At 68.3% G+C, this 24,214-nt stretch carries 18 protein-coding genes; 7 read left to right on the top strand and 11 right to left on the bottom strand.

Annotation, left to right across the window (positions count from 1 at the left end):
- Positions 1-342: 342 nt before the first annotated feature.
- Positions 343-1,260 carry a LysR family transcriptional regulator gene (locus H610_RS0100750; RefSeq protein ID WP_028237947.1) on the bottom strand — a complete coding sequence of 306 codons (918 nt, stop codon included), beginning with the start codon at positions 1,258-1,260 and terminating at the stop codon, positions 343-345.
- A gap of 240 nt (positions 1,261-1,500) precedes the next feature.
- On the opposite strand from H610_RS0100750, the gene H610_RS0100745 reads away from it, so the two are divergent.
- The 4 genes from H610_RS0100745 to ligD all read left to right on the top strand — a co-directional run bounded on the left by H610_RS0100745 (position 1,501) and on the right by ligD (position 5,523).
- Positions 1,501-2,517: a zinc-dependent alcohol dehydrogenase family protein gene (locus H610_RS0100745; RefSeq protein WP_028237946.1), complete on the top strand. Its 1,017-nt coding sequence runs from the start codon at positions 1,501-1,503 to the stop codon at positions 2,515-2,517.
- A gap of 94 nt (positions 2,518-2,611) precedes the next feature.
- On the top strand, positions 2,612-3,466 hold the full coding sequence (locus tag H610_RS0100740; protein WP_028237945.1) for an SDR family oxidoreductase: 855 nt from the start codon (positions 2,612-2,614) through the stop codon (positions 3,464-3,466).
- 51 nt (positions 3,467-3,517) lie between these two features.
- Positions 3,518-4,486, top strand: a complete 969-nt coding sequence (gene ku, locus H610_RS0100735) for a non-homologous end joining protein Ku (RefSeq protein WP_028237944.1) — start codon at positions 3,518-3,520, stop codon at positions 4,484-4,486.
- A gap of 8 nt (positions 4,487-4,494) precedes the next feature.
- Positions 4,495-5,523, top strand: coding sequence for a non-homologous end-joining DNA ligase (gene ligD, locus H610_RS22985; protein ID WP_051231405.1), 1,029 nt, complete (start codon positions 4,495-4,497; stop codon positions 5,521-5,523).
- Positions 5,524-6,105: 582 nt separating this feature from the next.
- On the opposite strand, the gene H610_RS25750 is transcribed toward ligD, so the two are convergent.
- Positions 6,106-6,267, bottom strand: a complete 162-nt coding sequence (locus H610_RS25750) for a hypothetical protein (RefSeq protein WP_169338844.1) — start codon at positions 6,265-6,267, stop codon at positions 6,106-6,108.
- 279 nt (positions 6,268-6,546) lie between these two features.
- Between H610_RS25750 and H610_RS0100720 the strand changes: the two genes are divergently transcribed.
- The 3 genes from H610_RS0100720 (at position 6,547) to glgB (ending at position 14,191) form a co-directional block, all read left to right on the top strand.
- Positions 6,547-8,547 (top strand): alpha-1,4-glucan--maltose-1-phosphate maltosyltransferase, encoded by a 2,001-nt coding sequence (locus H610_RS0100720; protein ID WP_028237943.1) that lies wholly within the window; start codon positions 6,547-6,549, stop codon positions 8,545-8,547.
- Between the two features lie 90 nt (positions 8,548-8,637).
- Positions 8,638-11,982 carry a maltose alpha-D-glucosyltransferase gene (gene treS / locus H610_RS0100715; RefSeq protein ID WP_028237942.1) on the top strand — a complete coding sequence of 1,115 codons (3,345 nt, stop codon included), beginning with the start codon at positions 8,638-8,640 and terminating at the stop codon, positions 11,980-11,982.
- Positions 11,975-14,191, top strand: coding sequence for a 1,4-alpha-glucan branching protein GlgB (gene glgB / locus H610_RS0100710; RefSeq protein ID WP_028237941.1), 2,217 nt, complete (start codon positions 11,975-11,977; stop codon positions 14,189-14,191). The genes treS and glgB overlap by 8 nt, the downstream gene beginning before the upstream one ends.
- Before the next feature lie 466 nt (positions 14,192-14,657).
- Here the strand turns inward: glgB and H610_RS0100705 are convergent, their stop codons facing one another.
- The 9 genes from H610_RS0100705 to H610_RS0100665 all read right to left on the bottom strand — a co-directional run bounded on the left by H610_RS0100705 (position 14,658) and on the right by H610_RS0100665 (position 23,956).
- Entirely contained in the window at positions 14,658-15,581 is a 924-nt protein-coding gene (locus H610_RS0100705) for an ABC transporter substrate-binding protein (RefSeq protein WP_028237940.1), read from the bottom strand.
- Complete coding sequence (locus H610_RS0100700; protein ID WP_028237939.1) at positions 15,578-16,393, bottom strand: ABC transporter ATP-binding protein; 816 nt, start codon at positions 16,391-16,393, stop codon at positions 15,578-15,580. The genes H610_RS0100705 and H610_RS0100700 overlap by 4 nt, the downstream gene beginning before the upstream one ends.
- Complete coding sequence (locus tag H610_RS0100695; RefSeq protein WP_028237938.1) at positions 16,393-17,442, bottom strand: FecCD family ABC transporter permease; 1,050 nt, start codon at positions 17,440-17,442, stop codon at positions 16,393-16,395. The genes H610_RS0100700 and H610_RS0100695 overlap by 1 nt, the downstream gene beginning before the upstream one ends.
- Positions 17,439-18,473, bottom strand: a complete 1,035-nt coding sequence (locus tag H610_RS0100690; RefSeq protein WP_028237937.1) for a FecCD family ABC transporter permease — start codon at positions 18,471-18,473, stop codon at positions 17,439-17,441. The genes H610_RS0100695 and H610_RS0100690 overlap by 4 nt, the downstream gene beginning before the upstream one ends.
- A 193-nt stretch (positions 18,474-18,666) precedes the next feature.
- Positions 18,667-19,695, bottom strand: a complete 1,029-nt coding sequence (locus H610_RS0100685; RefSeq protein ID WP_028237936.1) for a lysylphosphatidylglycerol synthase domain-containing protein — start codon at positions 19,693-19,695, stop codon at positions 18,667-18,669.
- Positions 19,692-20,942, bottom strand: coding sequence for a cardiolipin synthase ClsB (gene clsB / locus H610_RS0100680; protein ID WP_028237935.1), 1,251 nt, complete (start codon positions 20,940-20,942; stop codon positions 19,692-19,694). The genes H610_RS0100685 and clsB overlap by 4 nt, the downstream gene beginning before the upstream one ends.
- On the bottom strand, positions 20,939-21,691 hold the full coding sequence (locus H610_RS0100675; RefSeq protein ID WP_408054986.1) for an endonuclease/exonuclease/phosphatase family protein: 753 nt from the start codon (positions 21,689-21,691) through the stop codon (positions 20,939-20,941). Before H610_RS0100675 ends, clsB begins: the two co-directional genes overlap by 4 nt.
- Positions 21,692-21,738: 47 nt before the next feature.
- Positions 21,739-22,653 (bottom strand): DUF72 domain-containing protein, encoded by a 915-nt coding sequence (locus H610_RS0100670; RefSeq protein ID WP_028237933.1) that lies wholly within the window; start codon positions 22,651-22,653, stop codon positions 21,739-21,741.
- A 25-nt stretch (positions 22,654-22,678) separates the two neighbouring features.
- A complete protein-coding gene (locus H610_RS0100665; RefSeq protein ID WP_028237932.1) occupies positions 22,679-23,956 on the bottom strand; it encodes a zinc-dependent alcohol dehydrogenase in 1,278 nt (425 codons plus the stop codon).
- Positions 23,957-24,214: the final 258 nt, after the last annotated feature.

Here is a 24,214-nt window from a genome sequence, read left to right as displayed (position 1 = left end):
TCGGCGTATGGTGAACACCAGGCCGACGGATTGGCCGGCTCCATGTGTCCTCAGGCCCGCTTCTTAGCGGGCCTTCTTTTTTGGGCGTTCGTAAACTGGCCGGCAAGGGTGGGGTGGTGGGGTGGCCCGCAGGCCCGCAGGCCACTTCCCTCATCCGGCCCTGCGGGCCACCTTCTCCCGGGGGGAGAAGGGAAAGCGTGCGCCCGCAGGAGCCCCGGCCGCGGCGCATCCTTGCTGCTCCGGGAGGAGGACCTGGTGGGTACCTCCCTCATCCGGCCCTGCGGACCATCTTCTCCCGGAGGGAGAAGGGAAAGGCTCGGTGTCGGTGCGCCCTCGCGGCGACTACAGGCTGTCCGGATCGCCGACGAACATCTGGATGCGCGAGCGCAGCCAGCGCTCGGCGGGGTCGTTGTCCTGGGCGCCGCGCCAGGCCATGGAGAGTTCGAAGTCCTGGCTGGTTTCGAAGGGCAACGGCTCGGCGCGTACCCCGCCCATCGCGGCGAGGGCAGTGGCGGCGTAGTCCGGCACGGTGGCGATGATGTCGGTGCCGGCCAGCAGGCTGCTGAGCCCGTTGAACTGCGGCACGGCCAGCACCACCTTGCGCTTGCAGCCGTGCAGCGCCAGCTCCTCGTCGATGTAGCCGTTGAGGTCGCCGGCGAAGGACACCATGGCGTGCGGGCGCGCACAGTAATCCTCCATGCTCAGCGGCCCGGGGATGGTGTCGGCGCGCAACAGCATCGGGCGCGGACGGCGCAGGACCTTGCGCTTGGCGTTGGCCGGCAGCTCGTCGGTGTAGCTGACGCCCACCGAGATCTCGCCGGAGGCGAGCAGGCTGGGCATCAGGATGTAGTTCGCCCGGCGCACCACCAGCACCACACCCGGCGCCTCGGCGCGCAGCCTTCGCAGCAGGGGCGGCAGCAGGGCGAACTCGACCTCGTCGCTGAGGCCGACGCGGAACACCTGCTCGCTGGTGGCCGGATCGAAGCTGGAGGCGCGGCTGACCGCAGTGGAGATCGAGTCCAGCGCCGGCGACAGCAGCACGAAGATTTCCTGGGCGCGGGCGGTCGGCTCCATGCTGCGCCCGGTGCGGACGAACAGCGGGTCGTCGAACAGCGACCGCAGCCGGGCCAGCGCCGCGCTGATCGCCGGCTGGCCGAGGAACAGCTTTTCCGCCGCGCGCGTCACGCTGCGCTCGTGCATCAGGGTTTCGAAGACGATGAGCAGGTTGAGGTCCACGCGGCGAAGATCGTTGCGGTTCATCCCTTACCTCGTGCGTTGACGTCGATGCCCGTTGCCAGGCTGTCCGCGGCATTCTAGCCCCGCTCTCGCGAGCCCTGCATGAACATTCCTGTCCGCGTCTTGCCCAAACGCACGCATTTACATGCGGCCGATCATCATCGGCGGGAATGGCCACTATCGAAGCGCGATGGGGTCAGTCGGCTGGAGTTGTGGGCTTCTTGGGGATAGAGTCCCCAACCATGAAGTCAGTGAGGGATTGTGATGTCACGCATCATTCGTTTCGACCAGTTCGGCCCGGCCGATGTCCTGCGCGTCGAAAGGCGCGAGGCGCCCCAGCCGGGTCCGGGCGAGGTCCAGGTGGCCGTCCGCGCGATCGGCGTCAACTGGAACGACGTGCTCTGGCGTCAGGATCTCTCGCCGCGCCACGCACGCCTGCCGGCGGGCCTCGGCAGCGAGGTCGCCGGCGAGGTGCTGGCGGTCGGCGAGGGCGTCTCCATGTTCGCACCCGGCGATCGGGTCGCCAGCTTTCCCGCGCATGACCTCAACCAGTACCCGGCCTATGCCGATTGCGTGGTGCTTCCACAGTACTCGCTGACACGCTATCCGGATGCGCTCGACGCAATCGGCGCCAGCGTCCACTACACGCCCATGCTGCTGGGCTATTTCGCCCTGATGGAGCTGGCCGACCTCGAGCCGGGCCAGAGCGTCCTCGTCACCGGTGCGCACCTGTGCGCCGGGCCGTCGCTGGTGCAGTTGGCTCGGGCCCTGGGAGGCCTGCCGATCGCCACCTGTATCAGTGCCGACGACCGCGAATTCCTGCTGTCGATGGGGGCGGAGAAGGTGATCGCCACCGAGGAGGAGGACTTGGTGCTGCGGGTGCAGAAGCTCACCGGCGGACGCGGCGTGGATGTGGTGCTCGACGGCTGTGGCGGCTCGCAGATGAAGCTGCTCGGGGAAGTGATCGCGCCACGCGGCAAGCTGATCCTCTATGGCCTGAGCGGCGGCAACGAGACGGCCTTTCCGGCCTGCGCCGCCTTCGAGAAGAACTTCAAGTTCTACCTGCACTGCCTGTGCGACTTCACCGGCCAGCCCGAGCTTGGCATCGAGCAGAACTGCGCGGCGCTCGAGCGTGCGCTGACCCGCATCAACCAGCTCACCGCGGACCGCCTGCTGATCCCGCAGATCGACCGGGTGTTCGCCCTGGAAGAGGTGGTCGAGGCGCATCGGCATCTGGAAAGCGGCCACCAGCGCGGCCGGGTGGTGCTGCGCACCGACTGATCCGGCCCGCCGCCTCTCATCAGCCCCCAGAAACTTTTCTTTCCGCCGGCCAGTCCTCCGAAGACAGATTCCCGAACCGTCTACGGAGGCTGACATGAGCGAGAACCAGACCCTGCCGCCCCAGGAACAGCCCGAACCCGGTCAGGAGGGCCTGATGAATCCGCGCCCGGAATACCGCGGCGAGGACTACAAGGCTGCCGGCAAGCTCAAGGGCAAGTCCACCCTCATCACCGGCGGCGACAGCGGCATCGGCCGTTCCGTCGCCGTGCTGTTCGCCCGCGAAGGGGCCAACGTCGCCATCCTCTACAAGGACCAGCACGAGGACGCCGAGCAGACCCGCAAGGAGGTCGAGGCGCAGGGCGTGCAGTGCCTGACCTTCGCCGGCGACGTCGCCGACCGCGCCTTCTGCGTCAAGGTCATCGAGGAGACCATCGGCAAGTTCGGCGGGCTCGACGTGCTGGTCAACAATGCCGGCGAGCAGCACCCGCAGAAGGGCCTGGAAGACATCAGCGAAGAGCAGTGGGAGCAGACCTTCCGCACCAACATCTTCGGCATGTTCCAGCTGACCAAGGCCGCACTGCCGCACCTGAAGAAGGGCGCCTCGATCATCAACACCACCTCGGTGACCGCCTACAAGGGCAACCCGATGCTGATCGACTATTCCTCGACCAAGGGCGCCATCGTCGGCTTCACCCGCGCGCTGGCGATGAACGTGGCCGAGCGCGGCATCCGCGTCAACGGCGTGGCCCCAGGGCCGATCTGGACGCCGCTGATTCCGTCCACCTTCGATGCCGAACAGGTGGCGCAATTCGGCGGCAACACCCCGATGAAGCGTCCCGGCCAGCCGGAAGAGGTCGCGCCGGCCTACGTCTACCTGGCCAGCAGCGATTCCTCCTACGTCAGCGGCCAAGTGCTGCACGTCAACGGCGGAACGGTGGTCAACGGCTGACCGCCGACCCTCCGGCCCGAGGGCGGAAACCAACCGAACGGAGAACCGAGCATGCCTCGCACGATCTGGAAAGGCGCCGTCAGCTTCGGGCTGGTACACATCCCCGTGGCGCTGGTGCCGGCGACCACCCGCAAGGGCATCGATTTCGACTGGCTGGACAGGCGCAGCATGGACCGCGTCGGCTACAAGCGGATCAACAAGACCACCGGCGAGGACATCGACAGCGACAACATCGTCAAGGGCATCGAGTACGAGAAGGGCCAGTACGTGGTGCTCAGCGACGAGGAGATCAAGGCCGCTCACCCCAAGGCGACGCAGACCGTCGACATCGTCGCCTTCGTCGACGCCAGGGACATTTCCTTCCTCTACATCGACACCCCGTACTACCTGACGCCCGATCGCCGCGGCGAGAAGGTCTACGCCCTGCTGCGCGAGACGCTGGTGCAGACCGGCAAGGTCGGCATCGCCAACGTGGTGCTGCGCAACAAGCAGCACCTGGCGGTGGTGATGCCGCTGGGCAAGGCGCTGGTGATGAACACCCTGCGCTGGGCCGACGAGGTGCGCGGCATCGAATACCTCGAGTTGAAGGATGACGTCCTCAATGCGGAACTCGCTGACCGCGAGCTCGACATGGCCAAGCGGCTGGTCGAGGACATGACCGAAGACTGGGACCCGAACCAGTACAGCGACACCTTCCAGGACCGGATCATGGACCTGGTCGAGCAGAAGGCCCGCGAAGGCCGCGTAGAGGCGGTCAGCGGACCGGAGGAGGCGGTCGACCGGCGCAGCGCCGACGTCATCGACCTCACCGAACTGCTCAAGCGCAGCCTGGCGGCCAAACCCAAGGGCAAGGCGCAGGTCGAGGAGGACGGCGAGGAAGAGGCGAAGGCCCCGCCCCGCAAGGCTCCGGCGAAGAAAACCAGCGCGTCGAAGACTTCGGAGGACGGCACCGGCACCGGCTCACGCAGCCGCAAGACGCCGACCGCCAGCAAGTCGACCAAGACCAAGAAAGCCGGCTGAGGTAGAGGATGGCCAAGGAGCGCGCGCGCAACGTCGAATCCGGGGCCGAGGCCAAGCCGCGCAGCGCGGGGGCACGGCGTCCGGCCCACGCCACGAGTGGCCGGGCACCCCGTAGCCGCAGCAGCAGCGGCAGCAAGGCGCGGCCGCTGGTCGGCGGCGTCGGCATCAGCAGCCCGGAGCGGATCGTCGACGCCGAGACCGGCACCACCAAGCAGGCGCTCGCCGAGTTCTACCTGGAGATCGCCGACTGGCTGCTGCCGCACCTGCAGGGGCGGCCACTGTCCATCGTCCGGGCGCCGGACGGGGTCGGCGGCGAAACCTTCTTCCAGCGCCACATGGGCCGCCTGAAGATGCCCCACGTGCGCCAGCTCGATCCCGCGCTGGACCCGAAGCACGCGCGACTGCTGCAGATCGACGAGGTGACAGGGCTGCTCGAGGCGGTGCAGATGGGCACCATCGAGCTGCACACCTGGAACGCGCGCAGCGATCGGGTGGAGCGTCCCGACCGGATCATCTTCGACCTCGACCCCGATCCGGCGCTGCCCTGGGCGCGCATGGTCGAGGCCACCTGCATGACCCTCGACCTGCTGAAGGACTTCGGCCTCCAGGCACAGCTCAAGACCAGCGGAGGGCGCGGCATGCACGTGGTGGTGCCGCTGACCAGGCGCCAGGACTGGGAATGCGCGAGCGGTTTCGCCCGGCGCATCACCGAGCGGCTGGCGGGCGAGGCGCCGGAGCGCATCTCGGCGAAGATGGGCCCGCAGAACCGGGTCGGCAAGATCTTCGTCGACTACCTGCGCAACCAGAAGGGCGCCAGCACGGTGGCGGCCTATTCCGTGCGGGCGCGACCGGGGCTGCCGGTTTCGGTGCCGATCGTGCGGGAAGAACTCGCCGAGCTCGACGCCGCCAATCGCTGGAACGTCACCAACCTCATGCAGCGCCTGCGCGAACAGCCGCACGATCCCTGGCAGCTCGACGGGGTCAGGCAGTGCATCACCTGGGCCATGCGCGACCGGTTGCGCAGGGGCGCTTCGTAGGGTGTGCCGTGTATGCACCCTACACGGTGGATCGTTGGCGCTGAGCCGTGTCGCTCGCTGTCAAGACCGCTTCCACAGCGACGTGCCAGGCTTTGCCCTTCTCCCTACGGGAGAAGGTGGCCCGCAGGGCCGGATGAGGGACTGTTCGCGAGCAGGGGCTGACCGACTCCTCGGCCCTGCAAAAGGGGGACGTATCTGCACCTGTGGAGCAGTCTCGACTGTGATGTCTCCTGCAGGCGGTCGCAGGCAGAGCCTGCTCCTACAAGGCATGCCAGGCTTTCAGGCCGTTCCCTTCTCCCTCCGGGAGAAGGTGGCCCGCAGGGCCGGATGAGGGACTGTTCGCGAGCAGGGGCTGACCGACTCCTCGGCCCTGCAAAAGGGGGACGTATCTGCACCTGTGGAGCAGTCTCGACTGTGATGTCTCCTGCAGGCGGTCGCAGGCAGAGCCTGCTCCTACAGAGGCATGCCAGGCTTTCAGGCCGTTCCCTTCTCCCTCCGGGAGAGAGAAGGTGGCCCGCAGGGCCGGATGAGGGCGAGCAGGTCGTGGTCAAGCCCAACGCGCTCACACGCCGGTGCCACGCCTCAGACCAGCTGCAACTCCGCCTCGGCCACCGGCTGCTTGCCGAAGGGACAGGTGGGTTTGAGCTCTTCCAGATCGTCGGGGCAGGGCACCTGCGGGGTGTCGCCGGCATGATCGTGGACGACCGGGTCCGGCTGGGGGATGTCGGGGCGGGCGTGGTTCATGGTCGCCTCCTGCCTCAGGGCTGGATCACTTGCAGGAACCGTGGAGTCATCGGCCGGTAGAGCGATGGGCCGGCGCAAGGTTCCCGGCGGCCTGCGCGTACCGACGGGCGGTCCCGCCGGGCGTGCTGAACTTTTGCAGGCTCTCCGGCTCGGAATGAGCATGGCCGGCAAAACCTTCGAAGGTCCCCGGCGATGCCGCTCGACACGCGTCCGCTACGCCGCACGCGGGCCCTGCGCGACGGCTCGATTCCCTAACGCTTGCGCCCAGGAGCTCGCTCGATGATCGAAGCAGTCCAGCCCGACTCCCTCCATCCCCGGCTCGAAGAAGCCCTGAACATGCCCCGCATCGCCATCGAATCCACCGAACCCGTGGTCGATGGCGGCCGTTTCGCGGCCAAGGGGATCATCGGCCAGCCGGTCAACGTCACCAGCAAGATCTTCACCGACGGCCACGACAAGCTCGCTGCCGCCATCTGCTGGCGGCAGCAGGGCGAGACCGAATGGCGGCGCTGCCCGCTCAGGCTGCTCGGCAACGACAGCTGGGTCGGCCACTTCACGCCGACCCAGGTGGCGCTGCACGAGTTCTGCGTCCAGGCCTGGTGGGACCTGTACGAGACCTACCGCAACGAGCTGTCGAAGAAGCATGCGGCCGGGGTGCCGGTCGGCCTGGAACTGGAGGAGGGCCGCCGCCACCTCGAGGCCGCAGTGCAGCGCGCCGAGGGACATGCCCGCGGCGTGCTGGAGGATGCCCTGCACCGGTTCGGCAGCGCGCACCTGGACGCCGAGCGCGTGTCGCTGCTGCTGTCCGAAGAGGTCGCCCAGGCGATGGAGGAAGCCGATCCGCGCGAGCACTGCAGCCAGAGCCCGGCGTTCCCGGTGGACGTCGAGCGTCCGCTGGCGCAGTTCGCCAGCTGGTACGAGCTGTTCCCGCGCTCGGAAACCGACAATCCGGAGCGCCACGGCACCTTCCGCGATGTGATCCGGCGCCTGCCGGCGATCCGCGACATGGGCTTCGACGTGCTCTATTTCCCGCCGATCCATCCGATCGGGCGCAAGAACCGCAAGGGCCGCAACAACACCCTGACCCCCGGGCCGAACGACGTCGGCAGCCCCTATGCGATCGGCAGCGAGGAGGGCGGGCACGACGCCATCCATCCGCAGCTCGGCACGCTGGAGGACTTCCGCGAGCTGGTCCGCTCGGCCGCCGAATACGGCCTGGAGATCGCCCTGGACTTCGCCATCCAGTGCTCGCCCGACCATCCCTGGCTGAAGGAGCACCCGGGCTGGTTCTCCTGGCGGCCGGACGGCACGATCAAGTACGCCGAGAATCCGCCGAAGAAGTACCAGGACATCGTCAACGTCGATTTCTACGCCAAGGACGCCATGCCCGACCTGTGGCTGGCCCTGCGCGACGTGGTCTGGCACTGGGTGGCGCAGGGCGTGAAGATCTTCCGCGTCGACAACCCGCACACCAAGCCGCTGCCGTTCTGGGAATGGCTGATCGCCGACATCCGCGCGCGCGACCGCGACGTGATGTTCCTGTCCGAGGCCTTCACCCGCCCGGCGATGATGGCGCGCCTGGGCAAGGTGGGCTTCAACCAGAGCTACACCTACTTCACCTGGCGCAACACCAAGGCCGAGCTCACCGAGTACCTCACCGAGCTCAACCAGCCGCCGCTGCGCGACTGCTACCGGCCGAACTTCTTCGTCAACACGCCGGACATCAACCCGTTCTTCCTGCAGAACTCCGGGCGGGCGGGTTTCCTCATCCGCGCCGCGCTGGCGACCATGGGCTCGGGGCTGTGGGGCATGTACTCGGGCTTCGAACTCTGCGAGTCGGCGGCTATCCCCGGCAAGGAGGAGTACCTGGATTCGGAGAAGTACGAAATCCGTCCGCGCAACTACCAGGCGCCGGGCAACATCGTCGCCGAGATCGCCCAGCTCAACCGCATCCGCCGGCAGAACCCGGCGCTGCAGACCCACCTGGGCTTCCAGGCCTACCACTGCTGGAACGACAACATCCTCTACTTCGGCAAACGCACGCCCGACCTGTCCAACTTCATCCTGGTGGCGGTCAACCTCGATCCGTTCAATGCCCAGGAAGGCCACTTCGAACTGCCGCTGTGGGAATTCGGGCTGCCCGATGACGCCCATACCCAGGGCGAGGACCTGATGAACGGGCACCGCTGGACCTGGTACGGCAAGACGCAATGGACGCGGCTCGAACCCTGGCACCTGCCGTTCGGCATCTGGCGCCTCAGCCCGCCGCGAAGGGCCTGAGGCGCGCCGGCCGGCGCGGCCCCGCAGGGCCGCCGCCGCGTCGTCGGCAATGGTCGCAAGTAAAGTCCCGGACTCACAGGACACCAAGAAATGGCCAAACCCCGCAAAGCCGCTGCCTTCATCAAGGACCCGCTCTGGTACAAGGACGCGGTGGTCTACCAGGTCCATCTCAAGTCGTTCTTCGACTCCAACAACGACGGCATCGGCGACTTCCCCGGGCTGATCCAGAAGCTCGACTACATCGCCGACCTGGGCGTGAACACCCTCTGGCTGCTGCCGTTCTACCCGTCCCCGCGCAAGGACGATGGCTATGACATCGCCGAATACCGCGGCGTGCATCCGGACTACGGGACCATGGCCGACGCCCGGCGCCTGATCGCCGAAGCGCACAAGCGCGGCCTGCGGGTGATCACCGAGCTGGTCATCAACCACACCTCCGACCAGCATCCCTGGTTCCAGCGCGCACGGCGCGCGAAGAAGGGCTCGGCGGCGCGCAACTACTACGTCTGGTCCGACACCGACGACAAGTACCCGGGCACCCGGATCATCTTCCTCGACACCGAGAAGTCGAACTGGACCTGGGACCCGGTGGCCAAGCAGTACTTCTGGCACCGCTTCTATTCGCACCAGCCGGACCTGAACTTCGACAACCCGCAGGTGATGCGCGAGGTGCTCGGCATCATGCGCTACTGGCTGGACCTCGGCATCGACGGCCTGCGCCTGGATGCCATCCCGTATCTGGTCGAGCGCGACGGCACCAACAATGAGAACCTGGCGGAAACCCACGAGGTGCTGAAGAAGATCCGCGCCGAGATCGACGCCAACTACCCCGACCGCATGCTGCTGGCCGAGGCCAACCAGTGGCCGGAGGACACCCAGCTGTATTTCGGCGGCAAGGCGCCGGACGACGGCGAGGGCGAGGTGCTCGGCGACGAATGCCACATGGCCTTCCACTTCCCGCTGATGCCGCGGATGTACATGGCGCTGGCGCAGGAGGACCGCTTTCCGATCACCGACATCCTGCGCCAGACGCCGGACATCCCGTCGAACTGCCAGTGGGCGATCTTCCTGCGCAACCATGACGAGCTCACCCTCGAGATGGTGACCGACAAGGAGCGCGACTACCTCTGGAACTACTACGCCTCGGACAAGCGTGCGCGCATCAACCTGGGCATCCGCCGCCGGCTGGCACCGCTGCTCGAGCGCGACCGCCGGCGCATCGAACTGCTCAACAGCCTGCTGCTGTCGATGCCCGGCACGCCGGTGATCTACTACGGCGACGAGATCGGCATGGGCGACAACATCTTCCTCGGCGACCGCGACGGCGTGCGCACGCCGATGCAGTGGTCCATCGACCGCAACGGCGGCTTTTCCCGCGCCGACCCGCCGAACCTGGTGCTGCCGCCGAACATGGACCCGCTGTACGGCTACCAGACCGTCAACGTCGAGGCACAGCAGCGCGACCCGCATTCGCTGCTCAACTGGACCCGCCGGCTGCTGGCCATCCGCAAGCAGTTCAAGGCGTTCGGCCGCGGCAGCCTGAAGATGCTGGCGCCGAGCAACCGGCGCATCCTCGCCTACCTGCGCGAGTTCACCACGCCCAGCGGCGAGCACGAGATCATCCTCTGCGTGGCCAACGTCTCGCGCTCGGCCCAGGCAGCCGAGCTGGAGCTGTCGCAGTACGCCGGCATGGTGCCGGTGGAGATGGTCGGCGGCAGCGCCTTCCCGCCGATCGGCCAGCTGACCTACCTGCTGACCCTGCCGCCCTACGGCTTCTACTGGTTCCAGCTGGCACCGACGCACCAGATGCCGAGCTGGCACCAGGAACCGGTGGAGACCATGCCCGACTTCCGCACCCTGGTACTCAAGCGCCTGGACACCCTGACCCGGGAGAACAAGCGCATCCTCGAGACCGAATCGCTGCCGACCTACCTGCCCAAGCGCCGCTGGTTCGCCAGCAAGGATGCGGCGATCGAGTCGCTGAAGATCTGCTACGCCATTCCCTTCGGCGACCCGCAGCGACCGGTGCTGCTGTCGGAGATCGCCGCCACCGCCAGCGGCCGCACGGACATCTACCAGCTGCCGCTGGGCTTCCTCGCCGAGGCCGACTTCGGCACCGCGCTGCCGCAGCAGCTGGCCCTGGCGCGCGTGCGGCGCGGCCCGCGGGTGGGCTTGCTGACCGACGGCTTCACCCTCGAACAGTTCGTCCTCGGCGTGGTGCAGGGCCTGCGCGACGGCCTGACGCTGCCCTGCGGTGACGACCAGATCCGCTTCGTCGCCATGCCGCAGCTGGCCGAGGTCGAGCTGCCGGCCGACGCCGAGGTGCGCTACCTGTCCGCCGAGCAGTCCAACAGCTCGGTGATCGTTGGCGGCAAGATGATGCTCAAGCTGATTCGCCGAGTATCCGGCGGCGTCCACCCGGAGCTGGAAATGGGCACCTTCCTCACCGAGCAGGGCTTCGAGCACATTTCCGCGATGCTCGGCCAGGTCAGCCGGATCGGCGCCGACGGCACGCCACACGCGCTGATGATCGTGCAGCGCTACCTGGACAACCAGGGCGACGCCTGGGAGTGGACGCTGAACACGCTCGACCGCGCGGTGCGCGACGAGATATCCGGCGGCGTGTCGCTGGTGGAGAACCAGTACGGCGCGCTGGAGGAACTGGAGAACTTCAACCGCCTGCTCGGCCAGCGCCTGGGCGAACTGCACGTGGCGCTCGCCGCACAGACCGACAACCCCGACTTCGCCGCCGAGATCGCCGGCGAGGAGGAGGCCGATGCCTGGGCGCAGGCGATCCGTGGGGAGCTGGCGCACGCGCTCGACGTGCTCAGCGCCAACCGCGGCAAGCTGGAGAAGAAGGACGTCGCCGAGGTCGAGCGCCTGCTCGGTATGCGCGAGGCGCTGCTGGCCGAGGTCGACCGGCTCGCCGGTGGCGCGTTGGGCGGCCTGCGCACGCGGGTGCACGGCGACCTGCACCTCGGGCAGGTGCTGGTGGCCCAGGGCGACGCCTATTTCATCGACTTCGAAGGCGAACCGGCGCGCCCGCTGAACGAGCGGCGGACCAAGACCAGCCCCTACAAGGACGTCGCCGGGGTACTGCGCTCGTTCGAGTACGCGGCGGCCATGACCCTGCGCAACGCGCAGATCAGCGACACCTCCGAGGCGGCCAACAACGCGCGCCGTCGCATCGCCGAGAATTATCGGCAGAGCGCGCGGTCCGTGTTCCTCGAAGCCTATCGCGCGGCGGCCGGCTCGCTCGGCCACCGGTGGCGCGAAAGCAAGGGCGCGGAGGCGGCCTTGGCCCTGTTCAGCTTCGAAAAGACCTCGTACGAAATCGTCTACGAGGCGGAGAATCGTCCGGCCTGGTTGCCGGTCCCGCTGCAGGGGCTGGCGATGCTCGCCCAACAGCTTGCCGAGGGAGACACGCATGAATGATCGACCGGCCGTGACCATGCCCGGGGAAAACCTGCTGCCCAGCGACGCCGACGTCGACGCCCTGGTGCGGGCCGAGCACCACGATCCCTTTTCCGTTCTCGGCCCGCACGCCGACGGCGACGGGCTGATCGTCCGTGCCTACCTGCCCCACGCGCTCGGCGTGGAGGTGCTCGATCGCAGCGAAGGCCGCGTGATCGGGGTGATGGAGCAGGGTCAGGTGCCCGGGTTCTATTTCGCCCGCCTGTCCCACGCGCAGCCCTACCTGCTGCGCATCCGCTGGGCCGGCGGCGAGCAGGTCACCGAAGACCCGTACAGCTTCGGCCCGCTGCTCGGCGAGATGGACATCTACCTGTTCTCCGAGGGCAACCACCGGCACCTGGGAGACACCTTCGGCGCTCAGTACATGGAGGTGGAGGGCGTTCAGGGCGTGCGTTTCGCCGTGTGGGCGCCGAACGCCCGGCGGGTCTCGGTGGTCGGCGACTTCAACGGCTGGGACGGGCGCCGCCATCCGATGCGCCAGCGCTATCCGTCGGGCGTCTGGGAGCTGTTCATTCCGCGCCTGCAGCCGGGCGAGCGCTACAAGTACGAGATCCTCGGCCCGCACGGCGTCGTCCCGCTCAAGGCCGACCCGGTGGCGCTGGCCACCGAGATGCCGCCGGGGACCGCCTCGGTGGTCGCCCGGCCGCTGGCCCACGACTGGCAGGACGAGAAATGGCTGCAGCAGCGCCAGGCGCGCCAGTCGCTGAAGGCGCCGATGGCCATCTACGAGGTGCACGCCGGCTCCTGGCGCCGCGAAGGGGGCGACGACGGGCGCCTCTACGACTGGCATGACCTGGCCGCGCGGCTGATCCCCTACGTGGTGGAAATGGGCTTCACCCACATCGAGCTGATGCCTATCATGGAGCACCCCTTCGGCGGCTCCTGGGGCTACCAGTTGCTCTCGCAGTTCGCGCCGAGCGCCCGCTATGGCAGCCCGCAGGATTTCGCCGCCTTCGTCGATGCCTGCCACAACGCCGGCATCGGCGTGATCCTCGACTGGGTACCGGCGCATTTCCCCACCGACGCCCACGGTCTCGGCGATTTCGACGGCACCGAGCTGTACGAGTACGCGCATCCCTTCGAGGGCTTCCACCAGGACTGGAACACCTACATCTACAACCTCGGGCGCACCGAGGTGCACGGCTTCATGATCGCCTCGGCGCTGCACTGGCTGAAGAATTTCCACATCGACGGCCTGCGCGTCGACGCGGTGGCCTCGATGCTCTACCGCGACTATTCGCGCCAGGAAGGCCAGTGGATCCCCAACCGCTTCGGCGGCCGCGAGAACCTCGAGGCGATCGAATTCCTCCGCCACCTCAACGACGTAGTGGCGCTGGAAACGCCCGGCGCGCTGGTGATCGCCGAGGAGTCGACGGCCTTCCCGGGCGTCAGCAAGCCCACCCGCGACGGCGGCCTGGGCTTCTCCTACAAGTGGAACATGGGCTGGATGCACGACACGCTCAAGTACATGCAGGAGCAGCCGATCCATCGCTCGTACCACCACGACAAGATGACCTTCGGGCTGGTCTACGCCTTCTCGGAACACTTCGTACTGCCGATCTCCCATGACGAAGTGGTGCACGGCAAGGGCTCGCTGATCGACAAGATGCCCGGCGACCGCTGGCAGAAGTTCGCCAACCTGCGGGCGTACCTGAGCTTCATGTGGACCCATCCGGGCAAGAAGCTGCTGTTCATGGGCTGCGAGTTCGGCCAGTGGCGCGAATGGAGCCACGACCGCGAGCTCGACTGGTTCCTGCTCGACGAGCCGGATCATCGCGGCGCCCAGGCGCTGGTCAAGGACCTGAACAAGCTCTATGGCCAGGAGCCGGCGCTGCACGAGCGCGACACCCAGCCGGAAGGCTTCCAGTGGCTGATCGGCGACGATCGCGCCAACAGCGTGTTCGCCTGGCTGCGCTGGAGCGACACCGGGCACCCGCTGCTGGTGGTGGCCAACTTCACGCCGGTGGTGCGCTACGAGTACCGGGTCGGCGTGCCGGTGGATGCGCGCTGGATCGAGGTGCTCAACAGCGACGCCGAATGCTATGGCGGCTCCAACATCGGCAACGGCGGCGGCGTGCTCGCCGAACCGACGCCGGCGCACGGCCAGGAGGTGTCGCTGTCGCTGACGCTGCCGCCGCTGGCGGTCGTCATCCTGCGCCCGCAGGTATGAGCGCGAAGGCTTGCAGGAGCAGGCTCTGCCTGCGACCGGATTCCGCCTGTGGGAGGCGCGCCCTCGCGGCGACGAGGCACGGCCTCAAAGAACTCGCCCCGAGGTCGGGCTTCCCGCAGCGCCCCTCATCCGGCCCTGCGGGCCACCTTCTCCCGGCGGGAGAAGGGAAAAGCCAGCACGCCCCTTGCAGGAGCAGGCTCGGCTGCCGCTCCTGTGGGAGGCGCCCCCTGGCGGCGATCGCAGGCGCAGCCTGCCGAAAAGCGATCGCCCCGAGGTCGGGCCTCCCACAAAAAGCACGGCGGCCTTCTCGTGTGGGAGGCGCGCCCTCGCGGCGACGAGGCACGGCCTCAAGAACTCGCCCGGAGGTCGGCCTCCCACAGCACCCCTCATCCGGCCCTGCGGGCCACCTTCTCCCGGCGGGAGAAGGGAAAAGCCGGCAGGGGTGCCGCCCTCGCTTTAACGCCGCTCAGGGCCGCGTAAGAAGCCCCTCAATGTCCTCGACCACCTGCATGGCCGCCAGTGGGCCGCCGGTGGAGGTCCAGAGCGAGCCGTCGACCGTGGTGTAGCGACCGTTCCTGATCGCCGCGAGCCCCTGGAACGCCGGGGTGTTCTCGGCCTGGCGCATGGCCTCCACCGCGTCGCCCTCGGCGGCCAGGGTGCCGATCACCAGCCAGTCGCCGTCGAGCAGCTCCAGCGATTCCAGGCTCAGCGCCATCGAGTGGGTGTAGCCGGGCTCCTTCATCTGCTGCGTCGGACGCGTCAGCCCGAGGTCGCGGGCGATGGTGCTGGCGAAGGCGTCGCGCAGCATGTACGACGGGCCCTTGGGGTTCCAGCGGACGATGCTCAGGGTTTCGCCCTGGTGCTCGGCGAGCCGCTCGCGTGCCTCGGCCACGCGCGCCTGGTAGCGTTCCAGGAAGGCCTCGGCCTCGGCGCCCTTGTTCATCACCTCGGCGCTGCGGCGCATGCTTTCCTGCCAGGGCTGGCCGGCCTGGTAGGTCACCACGGTCGGGGCGATCTCGTTGAGGATCGCCAGCTGTTCCGGCTTGGCCGGGCCGCTGAGGATCAGGTCCGGTTCCAGTTCCAGCAGTACTTCCAGGTTGGGATTGTCCAGCACGCCGAGGCTGCGGGTGCTTTCGGGCAGGCGTTCGGCCAGGTAGCGCGGCGCGCTGTTCTGGCCGCGGCCGTTGATCGTGCCGACCGGCGCGACGCCCAGCGCCAGTGCGGTGTCCAGGTCCATCTCGCTGAGTGTGACGATGCGCCTGGGCTCGGCCGGTACGGCGACGCTCTGGCCGTAGGCGTCTTCCACCTGGCGGGTCTCGGCCTGGACGGCACCGGCCAGCAGGGTCAGCAGGCCGACGGCCAGCAGGCGCCGGGGCAGGGTCTTGATCATGGGGTGGAGTCCTCTTCAAGGGGGCGGGAGAGCGTGGCGGCGCGACGCGGCACGATCACCGGCGCGCCGTCGCCGGGCGCGGACAGGATGTCCACGTCGGTGTCATAGAGGCGGTCGACCAGGGCCTTGGTCATCACTTCGCGGGCCGGGCCGATGGCCTGGATGCGGCCGTCGGCCAGGGCGATCAGCTCGTCGCAATAGCGCGCCGCGACGCCCAGGTCGTGGATCACGATCAGCACCGTGCGGCCTTCGGCGGTCATGCGGTGCACGGCTTCCATCACCTCGGCCTGGTGGCCGATGTCCAGCGCGCTGGTGGGCTCGTCGAGCAGGATCAGCGGCGTGTTCTGCGCCAGGATCATCGCCAGCCAGGCACGCTGCGCCTGGCCACCGGACAGGGACGACGCGCTGCGCTGCCAGAACGGTGCGAGCCCCATGGCGTCGCGCGCCCGGGCCACCTGCCGGGCATCCTCCTCGCTCCACTGCTGGAACCAGCCCTGGTGCGGGTGGCGGCCATACTGCACCAGCTGTTCGACGCGGATGCCGTCGGCCATCACCGGCCGTTGCGGGAGGAAGGCCATCACCCGGGCGAGGGCCTTCATGGAATAGCGGCCGAGCGCTTGCCCGGCGACCTCGACCTCGCCGCCCTGCAGCGGCAGTTGCCGCGCCAGCAGCTTGAGCAGGGTCGACTTGCCGCTGCCGTTGGGGCCGACGATGCCCACCAGCCGGCCGGGCTCGATGTCGAAGCCGACGTCGTCGAGGACCGGCTTGTCCTGGTAGGCGTAACGGAGGTTGCGGGCTCTGAGTGCGTACATCAGTCGGTCTGTCGTCTGTCTTTGAGGAGAAGGAACAGCAGCAGCAGGCCGCCGAGCAGCCGGGTCATGATGCCGGTGGGGATTTCCTCCGGCTGCGCCAGCACCCGGACCAGGGTGTCGCTGCCGAGCAGCAGCACCGCCCCGCACAGCGCGGACAGCCACAGCGGCGCGAGGTTGTCGCGGGCCAGCCAGGACGCCAGGATCGGCGCGGCCATGGCGATGAACAGCACCGGGCCGCCGATCGCGGTACCCAGCGCGGCGACCAGGATGGCCAGCGCCAGCGCCAGGAACTGCAGGCGCGGCACCTCGAGGCCGAGGTTGCGCGCGGTGGCCTCGCCGAAGCGCAGCAGCGCCAGCGGCCGGGCGAGCAGGGCCATCGGCACGCAGAGCGCGAGCAATGCCAGGCTCACCGGCAGCAGCGTCTGGTAGCTGGCGTCGGCGAAGTGCCCCATGGTCCACAGGTAGATGCTGCCCAGGTGCACCAGCGGCTGGGTCGACATGGCGAAGTCGCCGAGCGCGCCGAACAGCTCGCCCAGGGCGATGCCGACCACGATGAACAGGTAGCCCTGTTCGCCCGGGCGGCGGCAGAAGGCGAACAGCGCCGCGGCCGAGAGCACCGCGCCGAGCGGCGAGGCCCACCAGGGCCAGCTGCCGACGGTCAGGTACAGCGAGAACACGATCACCGCGAAGGAGGCGCCCTCGTTGACCCCGACCATGTCCGGGGTCGCCAGGCGGTTGCGCACCAGCGTCTGGATCATGCAGCCGGCGATGCCCATGGCCAGGCCGGCGACGATCACCGCGGCGATGCGCGGCAGGCGGATCCTGAACACCATGATTTCCTGCAGCCGGCTGCCCTGGCCGAGCAGCGTGAGCAGCGCCTCGTGGGCGGTCATGCGGCCCGAGCCGAGGGTCGCCGCGGCCAGCACCAGCGCCACCAGCGCGGCGAGCATCAGCAGGCCCATCAGCCAGGTGCGGCGGTGCAGCAGCAGGCGCGCCGGGCCGAGAGTCAGGCGCCAGGTGCCGGCCGGTTGCAGCAGGGACGTCTTCATCGCGCCACCAGCATCGAACGGAAGCCGCCGCGCAGCACGATGAGGATCAGCGCCGGCGCGCCGAGCACGGCGAGCAGCGTGCCGACCGGCAGCTCGAACGGCTGCAGCAGCCAGCGCGCGAGGATGTCCGCGGCGAGCAGGAAGAGCATGCCGAACAGGATGGAGAACAGCATCTGGCGCAGCAGCGCCACCGGCTCGATGGCGCGCGCGCAGTAGGCGGCGAGGAAACCGAGAAAACCGATCGGCCCGGCGATGGAGATGGCGCAGGCGGTCAGCAGCGTGGAGGCCACCAGCACGCCGACCCGCACCCGGTTGGTGTGGATGCCCAGCGCCCGGGCCTGGGCATCGCCCATCTGCATCAGCGTCAGCTGCCGGCAGAGGATCGCCGCCAGCGCCAGGCCGACCAGTGCCACCGGCGCGACGGTGGCGAGCCCGCCGAGGTCGACGCCGGCCAGCGCACCGAGGTTCCAGTAGCGGAACTGCTCCAGCGCGACCCGGTTGGACAGCAGCAGGAAATTCGCCAGCCCGCCGAACACCGCGCTCAGCGCCACCCCGGCGAGCACCAGCTTGAGCGGGCTGGCCTGGCCGAACATCACGCCGATGGTGAGCACCGCGAGGTTGCCGAGCAGGGCGCCGGCGCCGGACCAGAGCAGGTAGCCGCGAGTGGACTCGACGCCGAACCAGATCAGCCCGATGACCAGGCCGAGCACCGCGCCGTAGTTGATGCCGAGCAGCCCGGGCTCGGCCAGCGGATTGCGCGTCGCGCTCTGCAGCAGCGAGGCGGCCACCGCCAGGCTGCCGCCGACCAGCAAAGCCGCCAGGGTGCGCGGCAGGCGCAGGCTATCGACCACCATCGCCAGCTTGTCGTCGGCCAACTGCGCCGGGCGCTGCAGCAGATAGCCGAGCACGTCGGCGGCGCCGTAGTGGCCGGCGCCGGTGGACATCGACACGGCCAGCAGTGCGAGGAGCACCAGGCCGCCGACCGCGGCGAGGCGGCCGTGGCGATCGGGCGAGGCGAATCGGGAGGGCATCGTGCTCAACGCGGACATCCATGGCCGGCGGCCGGGCAAGGGGCGGAAGAGGGCGTGACGGGCAGCGTCCGGCGAACGGCTGCAACGGGCTTGGCGCAGGTAGGCATCGGTTTGTCGCGCTTGGATCGACGGAAAACCCATGCATGGTAGGGAAAGCGGCGCCCCGTATCAAACGATAGGCGTTCGCATTCGTTCAGCGGGCGGTGCTGCGCTCCCCGACGGGCTTGCGCTGCGCCGCGTCCGCCTGGGCCGCGGCGGAACGCCGCAGCTTCCTGGCGCGGGCCTCCAGCACCACGTAGACGAGCGTCGCGATCATCAGCGGAATCAGGAAGTAGACCACCCGGTAGCCGATCAGCCCGGCGATGATCGCGCTGTGACTCATCTCGGAACCGAGCAGCCCGACGAACACCGCCTCGATCACGCCGAGCCCGGCCGGCACGTGGCTGATCACCCCGGCGATGCTGCTGACCATGAGCACGGCCAGCACCTCGGCGTAGCTGACCCGCTCCAGCAGCATGAAATGGATGACCGCGGCCATCAGCGACCAGTTGGCGGCGCCGACGACGATCTGCACCACCGCCAGCCGGAACGAAGGCAGGTGGATCTCGTGCCCGCGCACGGTCCACGAACGGCGCCGGGAGAAGGCGCACAGGCCGAGGTAGACCAGGCTGACGGCCATCAGCGAGAGGCCGATCATGCGGATCGCGGTGGCGCCGACTTCCCACTCCGGCGGCGGACTGATGCCGTCGAAGGTGAAAATGGCGCCGGCCAGCGCCATGTAGCCGAGCCAGTTGGTCAGCACGCTCAGGGTGAACACCCGGGTCACCTGCGCCGGGCGCAGGCCGAGCCGGGAGTACAGCCGGTAGCGCAGGGCGATACCGCCGACCCAGGCGCTCAGGTTCAGGTTGAAGGCGTAGCAGACGAAGGTGACCGGGATGATCTGCCGGACCGGCAGCGGGTGCCTGACGTAGTACTTGCCGAGCACGTCGAAGAAGCAGTAGACCGCGTAGCTGCCCGCGGCCGCCGCCCCGGCCAGCACGAGGGTGCGCGCCTGGTAGCTGCGCAGGGTGCGGACGATCTCGCCCCAGTCCAGGTTGCGCGCCAGGGCGATCAGCAGGCCCGCGACCAGGACGAAGAAGGCATAGGTGAGGACCTTCTTCGTCTTCGGCCAGGCGCGTCGCCAACGGCTCTGCGGCACCTCCGGCCGGTGCGTCTGCGTCATGGATTCTCTCGCGGGAAGGGCGACGAACCGGTCTCGGCCGGGTGATCGACCTTCGGCGTCTCCAGCAGCGTGAGTTTCGGGCTGTGCGCCGGCAACATCCCGGCCCATTGCGGGAAGTGCCGCAGGAAGTGGAAGCAGATGAACGCCAGCGGCGCGCGCCACCAGTAGCCGCGGATGATGCGCTCCAGCGGGATGCGCCGGCAGTCGTGCTGCAGCAGCTCGTCGAGGCGCTCGTGCAGGTGGCGGTTGAAGGTGTGGTCGCGGATCACCAGGTTGCATTCGAGGTTGAGCGACAGGCTCAGCGGGTCGAGGTTGCTCGAACCCACCGTCGACCACTCGTAGTCGGCCAGCGCGACCTTGCCGTGCAGCGGCCGGCGGCAGTACTCGTGGATCTCCACGCCGTCGCGCATCAGGTAGTTGTAGAGCATGCGCGCGCCGAACTTGGCGATCGGCATGTCCGGCTGGCCCTGGAGGATCAGCCGCACCCGCACGCCGCGGCGGGCCGCGTTGCGGATCTCGCGCAGGACCCGGTAGCCGGGGAAGAAGTAGGCGTTGGCGATCAGCAGGCGCGAGCGCGCGTCGCGGATCGCCTGCAGGTAGTGTTCCTCGATGTCGTTGCGATGCTCGTCGTTGTCGCGCACCACGAACAGAGCCCGGGCCTCGCCGCGGCTGGTGCCGCTGACGTAGGCATCGGCATGCGGGCGCACGCGGCCGCCCCACCAGCGCCGGGTCGTCTGCTGCGGAGCCACGGTGGCCAGCGCCAGCCGGTGGATGTCGACCACCACCGGCCCCTCGATCTGCACCGCGTAGTCCTGCTTGGCGCCCGGGCCGAAGTCGCCGAGGTGGTCGGCGGAGAAGTTGATGCCGCCGATGAAGGCCACCTCGCCGTCGACCACGACGATCTTGCGGTGCAGGCGGCGGAACAGGTTGATACGCCGGCCGAACATCCGCTTGCGCGGGTCGAACATGTGGATGCGGATGCCGAGGTCGGTCATCGGGGCGACGAAGGCGGGCGTCAGGTCGGCCGAGCCGTAGCCGTCGACCGTGATGTCGATGCGCACGCCGCGCTGGGCCGCTTCGATCAGCGCGTCGCGCAGTGCCTGGCCGACCTTGTCCTCGAACAGAATGAAGGTTTCGATCAGGATCTCTTCGCGCGCCTGCCGGATGGCGTCGTGGACGCGCGGGAAGAACTCCTCGCCGTTCTCCAGCAGGTCGAGCTTGTTTCCATCTCTCCAATGGAAATTCATAGGTGTATCTCCACCGCAAGGGGCAGATGATCGGACAGATGCGTCCAGGGTTTGTTACCGAGGATGCGCGCCTGACGTGCTTCGACATTGCGCACGTAGATCCGATCCAGCCGCAGCAGCGGCCAGCGGGCGGGAAAGCTCCTGGCGAGTTCGCCGTGGGTCTTCTCGAACACTTCGTAGAGTCCGGCGCAGCGCGACAGCGGCGCCGTGGCCTTCAGGCGCCAGTCGTTGAAGTCGCCGGCGACCACCACCGGCGCCCCGGACGGCAACCCGTCGAGCAGGTCGCAGAGCAGCCGCAGCTGCTCCTGGCGGTGCGCCTCGCGCAGGCCCAGGTGTACGCAGATGGCGTGCAGCTCGCCATGTCCGGGCACCTCGACGACGCTGTGCAGCAGGCCGCGGCGCTCCGGGCCGGCGATCGACACGTCGAGGTTCTCGTAGCGCAGGATGGGGAATTTCGACAGCAGCGCGTTGCCGTGGTCGCCGTCGGGGTAGACCGCGTTGCGGCCGTAGGCGAAGTCGGTCCAGATGCTGTCGGCGAGGAACTCGTACTGCGACATCTTCGGCCAGTCGTGAAAGCGCACGGCATGCTTCTCGTGCGTGCCGTGCACTTCCTGGAGGAACACGATGTCGGCCGACACCGCGCGCACGGCCTCGCGCAGCTCGGGCAGGATGAAACGGCGGTTGAAGGTGGTGAAGCCCTTGTGGGTATTGACCGTCAGCACACGGATGCAGTCGATGGCCGAGGCCATGTGCGCGTCGAGTTCGGAGGTATCGAGTGGGCGGTCGTTGTGTATCGTCACGCCAGCGCTCCTTCCAGCCGGCCCGGAACGGTCTCCAGGCCACGGTCCAGGCCCAGGCGCCGCAGCAGCTCTCTGGCGTCGTACGGGGCGCGGACCTTCACGTCGTTGTCGAAATAGCAGTAGACCTGCCGTGGAATGGGCTCGGCGGGGCCGGGGACGATCAGCTGGGCGTCGTCCGGCTGCCCGCCGTGCTGCCAGGTACGGATGCGCTCGCACCAGCGGTCCAGCGCCTCGGGGGTGTAGCCGCTGGTGTAGAGCTCTTCGGCGCCATGCAGGCGGATGTAGACGAAATCGCTGGTCAGGTCCTCCCGGTAAGGCCATTTACCCGCCGTGTCCGCAACCACCAGCGCCACCTGGTGCTCTCGGAGCATGGCCACAAAGGCTGGGTCGACGAAGCTTTCGTTGCGGATCTCGACCGCATGCCGCAGCCGGCGGTTGCCGTCGATTTCCAGATGGCTGCGGCCTTCCATCCGCGCGTCACAGCCACGGGCCGTCTCGAGCGCCGACGCGGTGTCGTGCGGCAGGAGATCGAGGAATGCGCTGAAGGTTTCGGGTACGAACCGGAAGGAGGGCGGAAACTGCCAGAGGATCGGGCCGAGTTTTTCACGCAGTCGAAGAACGCCCGACGCAAGGAAGTTGGCGACGGGCTTTTCGACGTCCTTGAGCCGCCGGACATGCGTGATGAAACGCGGCGCCTTGACGCTGAAGAGGAAGCCTTGCGGCGTGTCGGTGTACCAGTTCGCATAGCGCTCCGGGGTCTGCAGGGAATAGAACGAGCCGTTGATCTCGATGCTGTTCACCGCCCGCGAGGCGAAGCGCAGTTCGTCCTTCTGCGCCAGCCCTTGGGGATAGAAGTCACCACGCCATGGTGCATAACGCCAGCCGGAAATACCGATGCGGATGGCTGCCATTAAGTCTCGCTCCAAACGCACGCTCCTAGTGCGACCGCGGGTTCTGCATGGTGGTCGGGTCGCTGGCGGGGAAGGTGTCGGCGACCGCCTTGTCGATCAGCGTCTCCTCCGAGCCGCCGGTGCCGTCCAGCCGCTGTGGCAGCAGCTCGACCTTCACCCAGCCGTTCTCGCGCCGGTCGAAGGCCTCGAAGGCGGCGATCACGTCGGTCATCGGCTTGACCTGGGTGAGGATTTTCTCCGGCTCGATGCGCTTTGCGCGGACCATCTCGATCAGCCGCGGGATGTACTTGCGGTGATGGCAGTTGCCCATGTTCATGGTGATGTTCTTGTTCATCGCCATGCCGATGGGGAAGGTCCTGGCGTTCGGCGGATAGACGCCGATGATCGACACCGTTCCGGCCTTGGCCACGCACTGCACCGCCCATTCCAGCGCCTGCGCCGGCGCGTCGCCGGGCTTCCACTGGCCGTTCTCGCCCTTGGCCGGCGGCGCCTCATCGGGCTCGGCATGGCCGCAGCAGGCCGAATGCTCGGCGTCCACGCCCACCGCGTCGATGGCCCGGTCGACGCCGATCCCGCCAGTCAGGCGCATCAGCGTCTCGACCGGATCCTCGCGGTTGAAGTCGATGACCTCCGCGCCCTGGCGCTGGGCCATGCGCAGGCGGTCCTCGTACTGGTCGATGGCGAACACCCGGCCGGCGCCGAGCAGCTTGGCGCTGGCGATGGCGAACTGGCCGACCGGGCCGCAGCCAAACACCGCGACGGTGTCGCCGTCCTTGATCTCGGCCATCTCGGCGCCGAAGTAGCCGGTGGGGAAGATGTCCGAGAGCAGGATCGCCTGGTCGTCGCTGATCTCCGGCGGCAGCTTGACCAGCCCGACGTTGGCGTAGGGAATGCGCGCCTTCTCGGCCTGCAGCCCGTGGAACGGGCCGGTGGAGGCCGGACCGCCGTAGAAGGCGGTGCCCGCCTCCTTGCCGTTCGGGTTGGCGGTGTCGCACTGGGCGTAATAGCCGGCACGGCAGTAGGAACAGTTGCCGCAGGCGATGGTGGAGGGGATCACCACGCGATCGCCGACCTGCAGGTTGCGCACGTCCTCGCCCACCGCCTCGACGATGCCGACGCCTTCGTGGCCGAGGATGGTGCCGGGCTTCATCTCGCTGACGGTGCCGCGGACGAAGTGCAGGTCGGTGCCGCAGATCGCCGATGCGGTCAGGCGGACAATGGCGTCGGTGGGGGCTTCGATGCGCGGTTCGGGGACATCCTCGAGGCGGATGTCGCCGACGTCGTGGAAAACAACAGCTTTCATGGCTACTCCGTAAAGAATGCTCGGCAACCTGCCGGTTGGCTGGGATGGAACCGGGCGCCGGCTGCTCCTCGTACGGGTCGTGCCGGCCGGTGCCGGTGGTAGAGGCATCCAGTCGCCTGTATCCGCAGAGCTGCCGAAACCCGCAGCTCTCATCATTCGGACTTGCCGTGGCGATGCCGGTTCACCCGTTCGGCGGAGAAGTCGGGTTGGCATCCGGGCCGGCGGCGCTTACCGTGGGGGTCTGCCGCAGGCAGCGGT

This window comes from Stutzerimonas azotifigens DSM 17556, from assembly GCF_000425625.1.
Lineage (GTDB): Bacteria > Pseudomonadota > Gammaproteobacteria > Pseudomonadales > Pseudomonadaceae > Stutzerimonas > Stutzerimonas azotifigens.
Note: the sequence above shows the minus strand (reverse complement) of the source record. Positions and strands in the feature narration are given on the sequence as shown.